Below are 6,938 nucleotides of genomic sequence, written 5' to 3'. Positions count from 1 at the left end.
GGCGCTCTTGCCGCCAGTGGGGGACCAGGTGCCCGTGGCCGGGTCATAGAGCTCGGCGCTGCTGTCGCCGCCGCCCTCCACGAGGACCCGGCCGGAAGGCAGCAGGGTCGCCGTGTGGTATGTGCGAGGGATGCTCATGGCCCCGGTAGGCGCCCAGGTGCCGGTGGCCGGATCATAAAGCTCGACACTGTTGTCGTCGCTGCCCCCTGCCACCAGGACCTTGCCCGAGGGCAGCAGCGTCGCCGTGTGGTGTGAGTGGTTCGAGACCATGCCTCCCACGGGGCTCCCGGTGTTGATCACCGGATCGTAGAGCTCGGCGAATCCGGTGGCGTTGACGACGTCCACTCCGACCACCAGGACCTTGCCGGAAGGCAGCAGGGTTGCCGTGGACCGGTACATGAATGCGGTGGTGCTGGGGCTGGAGGCCCAGGTGCCGGAGGCTGGGTCGTACAGCTCCGTGTTGTTCGACTGCGTCCCGACCACCACGACCTTGCCCGTCTGCAACAGGGTCGCCGTATGACCACTGCGGGAAGCGCCCATGGCTCCGGTGGGAGTCCAGGTGCCGGTGGCCGGGTCGTACAGCTCGGCATTGGGGGTGTCGCCGCCCGCCACCAGGACCTTGCCGGAGGGCAGCAGCGTCGCCGTGTGCGAGGAATGTGTCGAGGCCATGGCGCCGGTGGGAGTCCAGGTGCCGGTGGCCGGATCGTAGAGCTCCTCGGTGGCGGGAGAAGCTCCGGTGGAGGTGGTGCCGCCCGCCACCAGGACCTTGCCGGAGGGCAGCAGCGTCGCCGTGTGGTACTGGCGGGAAGTGTTCATGGCACCGGTCACAGTCCAGGTGCCGGTGGCCGGGTCGTACAACTCGGCGGTGTTGCCGTCGCCGCCCGCCACCAGGACCTTGCCCGAGGGCAGCCGCGTCGCCGTGTGGTACCGGTGGGGCGAGAGCATGCTGCCCGTCGCGGTCCAGGTGTCCGTGGCCGGATCATAGAGCTCTGCGGAGAGGCTGCCGGGGTCGCTGGAGTCGCCGCTGGCGACCTGACCGCCCGCCACCAGGACCTTGCCCGAGGACAGCAGCGTCGCTGTGTGCTCCATACGGCGCACGGCCATCTGGCTGGGAGGTGCCCAGGTGCCAGTGGCCGGGTCGTACAGCTCGGAGGTGTCGAGGGCACCCATGCCCATGTGGACCCCCGCCGCGACCAGCACCTTGCCCGAGGGCAGCAGGGTGGCCGTATGGCCCACGACACGGGGCCAGATCGGGCTGCCCGTGCGAACCCAGCCCCCGCTGGTACCGGAGCAGGCGGTTCCCCCGGTGACGCTGAAGGTGGTGGAGGTGGAGAGGCCCTGGGCATTCGTCACCGTGGCGGTGATGGAGGGTGTGCTGTCCGCGGGCACGCAGGCGGGAGGCGCCCAGGTCAGCTCGCTCCGCGAGGCGCTATTCGTCGCGCTGCCGAGCGTGCCGGTGGAGGCGCTCCAGGAGAAGGAGAGGGCGCTGCCCAGCGGGTCGCTCGCCGTGACGCGGAAGGCCACCGTCCCCCTGGCGGGTACGGTGCGCGCGGATTGATAGGTGCTGTCGATTCGTGGAGGGAGGCGCACGCCCGTCTTGGGGCCCACGCAGATGTGAAGGGTTCCCGTCGTCTGTCCGCCGTGGCCATCCGTCACGGTGACGGTGAGCGGGCAGTCCGCGCAGGTGGCGCTCGTGGGGGCGGTGCCCGGCACGAAGCGCGCGGTGGCCGAGGCCGCATCCGTCCAGCTTCCCGCGCAGCCGGCCGCCCATTGATAGGAGAGCGCGTCTCCATCGCCGTCCGTGGCGGTGGCTGCCACCGTGGTCGTCTCGCCAGCGCTCACGAGCGAGGGCGAGGCGGTGATGCCGGTGACTCCGGGCGAGGTGTTGAAGCTCAGGTCGACGGAGGCGCTTGCGGAGCCCGCCTGGACCTGGATGGTGAAGCTGATGGAGGCCGAGGAGCCCTTCGGGTCCGTCACCGTGAGCGTCAGGCTGGCCAGGCCCGGCGTGGTGGGGGCGGCCCAGACGGAGGTGGGCGAGTAGGGTGAGTAGAAGCTGCCCGCCGAGGCCGTCCAGACATACGAGAGCGAGTCACCCGCGTTGGGGTCATGCGCGGTGGCCTGGACCTCCAGGGAGCCGCCGGGAGAGACGGTGCTCGCGGAGGCGGTGAGCGAGTCGATGAGGGGCGCGGCGTTGTCGAACGGCGTGGGGGAATCGAGCGCCTGGAGCGTGAGGGCCACCACCGTGGTCGTTCCGGCGGTGATGGTGACGTGGGAGGCCTTTCCGCTGAAGCGCTTCGTCCCGGCCGAGTCGAAGGCCTCGGCGGTGAAGGTGCGGCCGGTCCCCGCGGGGATTTCTCCGAGGGTCCCTCCCCATGCGCCGTCTGTCTTTTCCAGAGATTCGGTGCGGGTGGGCATGTCCGCAGCGCTGATCGTCACCACCACTTGCGTGACGTCCTCCGAGGACACCGCCTGGGGCAGTGAGCCGAAGAGCTGAGCGGAGCCTGTGGGGGGCTGTTGACTGCACGCCGTGGTGAGGAGCAGGGCCGCCGCGAGCCAGCCGGCCAGCCTGCGTGTCAGACATTTCATGGGGAGCGCCTTTCCGGGTCCGTCGCTCGTGGGCACGAGCGACGGACGCAGTGTAGAAGGCACTCCGGGTGCTGTCAGATTAAACGCGGCAGATGGGAGGAGCGGAGGGCAATTGTTGTCATGCTTTCAGGCTTCGGGAGGGATTGCGCTGATTGCGAGGATGGGCGCGGACGCCGCCCACCCCCGGTCCCCTCACCGGCTCACCAAACCGCGGCACGCCTGCTCACGAACCACCATCGGCGGGCCCGCATTGCAGGAGAACGCCGCTTCGTCTGCCCCTTCGCGACGGAAGCGAGGATCTGCTGGAGCGAGGAGAGGATGGCCTCGGTGGGCTGGGGCAGGAAGTCCACCCAGGGCTCGCCCCTGGGCGGCGGGGTGGCGCCGGACGCCATCAGCCTGCGATGCAGAAGTGGGTTCAACTCAAGGCGGCGGGCAACCGCCAATGGAGGCGGCGGGAATCGAAGCCGCCTCACACCGGGACGCCTACGGGACCTTGGCGTCGACCACCGGCGGGGGCTCATTCTGGAAGTGGGTCCAGAGGATGGGATCGCCCTTGCGGAACGCCGTGGTGACGGACCGACCCACCACCTGCGGGCGCTCGGCATCCTTCACGTAGGACGGAGTCACGATGTCGGGGGCCATGTCTCGGGGCTCCACGTCCTCCGCCGTCAGCTTCACGCCGGCCGGGATGTCCCGCGCGGCGACCAAGCCGCTCGCCATCTTCCGGGTTTCGAACTGGGACCACTGCATCATGTCGCCGGCCTGCACGGGCACGAGGATGCGCTGATTCACGATGTAGGTGGCGCTGTCCGGTTTGACGACCGAGCTGGTGACGAACTGCTCGGGCACCGAGCGCTGGCTGATCATGTCGAACGTGACGACGGTGCCCTCGGGGACGTCCTGGGAGGCCACGACCACCGGCACCAGGTTCCAACCACGGCGCACGTCCGCTTCCTTCTTCTTCACCCACACGAAGCCGCCCACGCCCACCAGGAGCACGGAGATGATGAAGCCGATGCCGCCACCCAGGATCACGCCCAGGATGAACGAGTTTCCCTGTCTTTGAGTTGTTGGAGCGTTCATGTAGCCGAGCATGCTACCCAGCCATGCCGGCTCGGTCCATCTACGGCCTCCCCAGCAGGGTGAGCGTCCCAGCCGAGCTCAACCTTCCCGTGGGGCTCCTCGCCACGACCATCCGCGCCCTCAGCTGGCGGTCAGGCGCACTGGCCAGATTTCTGTCTTCAGCACCTCACGGCTTCGCGCCCTGGGGCTTGCTGGAGGCGGGCTCGCTCCCCGGTGCCGACACGAGCCGCGCAATGCGATCGGGTCCGTTGAAGGCGACGTAGAGGTAGCCGTCGGGAGCGCTCACGACGTCGCGCACCCGACCCACGTCCTTGAACAGTACCTCCTGGTGCACCACCTTGCGGCCTTCGATTCTCAGGCGCCGCACCTCCTGGGCGGCGAGCGCACCCACGAACAGATCGTTCTTCCACTGGGGGAAGCGGCTACCCGTGTAGAAGTCGGCCGCGCACACGGCGATGGAGGGCGTCCAGTGCAACGCGGGCTGCTGCATGCCCTCCTGCGCGGTGAGGTCGGTCATCGGCGTGCCGTCATAGTTCATGCCGTAGGTGATGACCGGCCAGCCGTAGTTGCGGCCCGGCTCGATGCGGTTCAGCTCGTCGCCCCCCCGGGGACCGTGCTCCGTCTCCCAGAGTTCCCCCGTCACCGGGTGTCGCGCGAGCCCCTGCGGGTTGCGGTTGCCATAGCTCCAGATGCTCGGCATGGCGCCCTCGCGGCCGACGAACGGGTTGTCCTTCGGAATGCTCCCGTCTTCGTGGATGCGGTGCACCTTGCCGTTGGGGCGAGACAGGTTCTGCGCATCCTCCTTGTGGCCCCGCTCCCCGATGGAGAAGAACAGGTGTCCCTTGCCGTCGAAGACGAAGCGGGAGCCGAAGTGCACGCCTCCGGAGCGGTACAGCTCGGCGGGTGCGCGGAAGAGCGTCTGCTGCTCCACGAACCGGCCCTCGCGCAGCTTGCCGCGGACCACCACCGTCATGGCGGTGTCGTTCGCGCCCGGGTCGCTGTAGGAGAGGTAGATCCACCCGTTCTTCGCGTAGTCGGGATGCACGGCGACGTCGAGCAGACCGCCCTGGCCCCTCGACCAGACGTCCGGCGTACCGAGGATGGGCTCGGGCAGGAGGCGGCCCTTGTCCACCACGCGCAACCGCCCGGCCTTCTCGGTCACGAGCATGCGCCCGTCGGGCAGGAACGCCACGGACCACGGGGTGTCCAGCCCCTCGGTGACCGTCTCGAGCTTGAATGCGTGCAGCTCGCTGCGCACGACCTTGTCGGCCGCGGGCTTCGCGATGGGGGTGCCCTTGCCGCGCCGCTCCGCGCCCCGCTCACGGATGTAGATGACGAGCGCGCGGATGTCCTGGGGTGACAGCGCGCCCGAGAACGCGGGCATGCCCGCGGGGGGCTGCCCCTCGCGGATGCTCCGCGCGATGCTCTCGTCGTCCGCACCGGACTTCCAGGTGTCGTCCACCAGGCTCGGTCCCAGGGCGCCCTCCAGCTTGGGGCCGTGGCAGTTCGCGCAGAGCGAGGCATAGACGTCGGCGACATTGCGCCGGGAGGACTGGGGAGCCTGGGCCCGCGCGAGAGGGGCGAACGCGAGCAGGCCGCACGTCAGGGTGATTCGGAAGGCGTTGGAACGCGCGGTCCCACGCCCCTGACGTGTCGCCCTCGGAAACAGCAGCGCCAGCACGCTCCACACGAGGCCCGACGAGGCGGGGCCCGCCCCACAACCACAACCGGAGCCGGGGGAATCGGGCGGAGCCTCGCTCGTGACGGTGACGGAGAAGGAGCAGGTGGCGGAGTTCTCGGAGGCATCCTTCGCCCTGATGGCGACAAACGTGGTGCCCACCGGGAACAGGCTGCCGGACGCGGGGCTGTAGGTGAGGGTCGGCGAGGGGTCGATGGCATCCCTCACGGTGAAGGTGTCTTTCACCAGGGTCGAGACCTGGGCACTGGCCGTCGCTGCCGTGCCGAGCGCGCCCAGCAGAACGAGGCCCCGCGGAGAGCCGAGAAGATCCTTCATGTGCTACTCCCTGTGCCAGCGTAAGGGTACCCACGTCGCGGAGAAGACTGCGTGGGCGTGATCAACGGCGTACGTCGAGACCGCCGTCGCCATCGCGTGTGGCCGCATCACAGCGCAGGCTCTCCAGTGAGCGGACCTGGAGACCCGTGACGACCTCCTGACTGGGGCCCATGGTCGTGAGGAGGAGATGGTGGTGACCGCAGTCGATGAGCGTGGAGCGAAAGCGAGTATTGTCAATCGATGCGGACCAGCCCAGGGCCAGGTGGCCTTGTTGCCGGCTCTCTTGAAACTCCTCGTCAATGACGGAGACGGAACTTTCGACCTCACTGCCGGCAGTCACGAGGAGCTTGCGCTCATGCTCGGCCTGAGCGCGCAGCGACCGCTTGGGTTTGCCCCACCAGAGCATCTGGCTCACTGGCTGAGACTTCACCGACAGGAGGCCCTCCACGGAGGATCCTTGTGAACTCGTGTCAGCGTCCAAGAGCTGGATGGAGAAGGCGGATGGCCGATGTTCCGCGAGACGCAGGCCATCCGCTGGATTCGCCGCCTTCGCACGGCAGCCAAGGACGAGAAGCCAGCACAGCCAACCAAGCCAGGGCCACGGACAACGCATCCATGGTTTCTCCCATCCAGACGTACCCTTGTCAACGCGACGAAGGCGTAGGTGCTGACCGCCTGGGAAGACCAACTACCCAGCCATGCCGGCTCGGTCCCTCTACGGCCTCCCCAGCAGGGTGAGAGCGCCGGGAAGGGATCGGACATTTTTCAAGTCGGTGGTCTACCCCTCGGTCCACGGCATCGACAGAGTGAAGATCCCCAGCTCCTCGACATCCAGGGAGGTGAACACCCGACGGTCGTTCATGACCGTCGAGACTACCGCCTGACGGCTCAGCCCTCCTGGATGACGGGCGTGCCGCTCGGGCACCTGGCCGAGCTCAGCTTCTTGGCCGAGCTGGTCTTGTCATTGAACTTGTAGGCGGCGGTGCCGAGGTTGCGCACCGAGGCGCCGGGCAGCAGGCAGAAGCGACGGTCCCCGTAGTCGTGATCGTCGAAGACGATCCAGGCCACGCGGGTCCGGTTCATCACCGAGGTGGTCTTGTCGCCGAAGCTCACGTCGTTCATGTCGTCCTCCGACGAGGACAGTGAGATCCGGCGGTCCTTGTAGTTGTCGTCGTCGAACAGGCAGAACCGGTCCGAGGGGCACTGGCGCTTGAAGAACGACGTCTGCGCCTGACCGAACCGGCTGACACCCGTG

5 protein-coding genes are annotated in these 6,938 nt (G+C 68.3%); all 5 read right to left on the bottom strand.

The annotated features are described in order from the left end of the window. The coding region (locus tag VF697_RS38420; protein WP_331102972.1) for a Kelch repeat-containing protein at positions 1-2,586 on the bottom strand (2,586 nt) is incomplete at its 3' end. A 483-nt stretch (positions 2,587-3,069) separates the two neighbouring features. Beyond that, entirely contained in the window at positions 3,070-3,669 is a 600-nt protein-coding gene (locus VF697_RS38415) for an SAF domain-containing protein (RefSeq protein WP_331102970.1), read from the bottom strand. A 166-nt stretch (positions 3,670-3,835) separates the two neighbouring features. Then, the gene (locus VF697_RS38410; protein WP_331102969.1) at positions 3,836-5,683 is read right to left on the bottom strand and encodes a PQQ-dependent sugar dehydrogenase; all 1,848 of its coding nucleotides are present in this window, start codon (positions 5,681-5,683) and stop codon (positions 3,836-3,838) included. 61 nt (positions 5,684-5,744) lie between these two features. Next, complete coding sequence (locus VF697_RS38405; RefSeq protein ID WP_331102967.1) at positions 5,745-6,098, bottom strand: hypothetical protein; 354 nt, start codon at positions 6,096-6,098, stop codon at positions 5,745-5,747. 473 nt (positions 6,099-6,571) lie between these two features. Then, positions 6,572-6,938: peptidase inhibitor family I36 protein (locus VF697_RS38400; RefSeq protein WP_331102965.1), on the bottom strand; the 367-nt coding region annotated here is incomplete at its 5' end.

Source organism: Archangium sp. (assembly GCF_036388035.1).
Lineage (GTDB): Bacteria > Myxococcota > Myxococcia > Myxococcales > Myxococcaceae > Archangium.
The sequence above is the reverse complement of the archived record's forward strand: the minus strand, read 5'-3'. Positions and strand labels throughout refer to the sequence as shown.

Excerpts from the sequence above, each read along its gene's own strand:
- VF697_RS38415 (WP_331102970.1), bottom strand. The coding sequence starts at position 3,669 with ATGAACGCTCCAACAACTCAAAGACAGGGAAACTCGTTCATCCTGGGC.
- VF697_RS38410 (WP_331102969.1), bottom strand. The coding sequence starts at position 5,683 with ATGAAGGATCTTCTCGGCTCTCCGCGGGGCCTCGTTCTGCTGGGCGCG.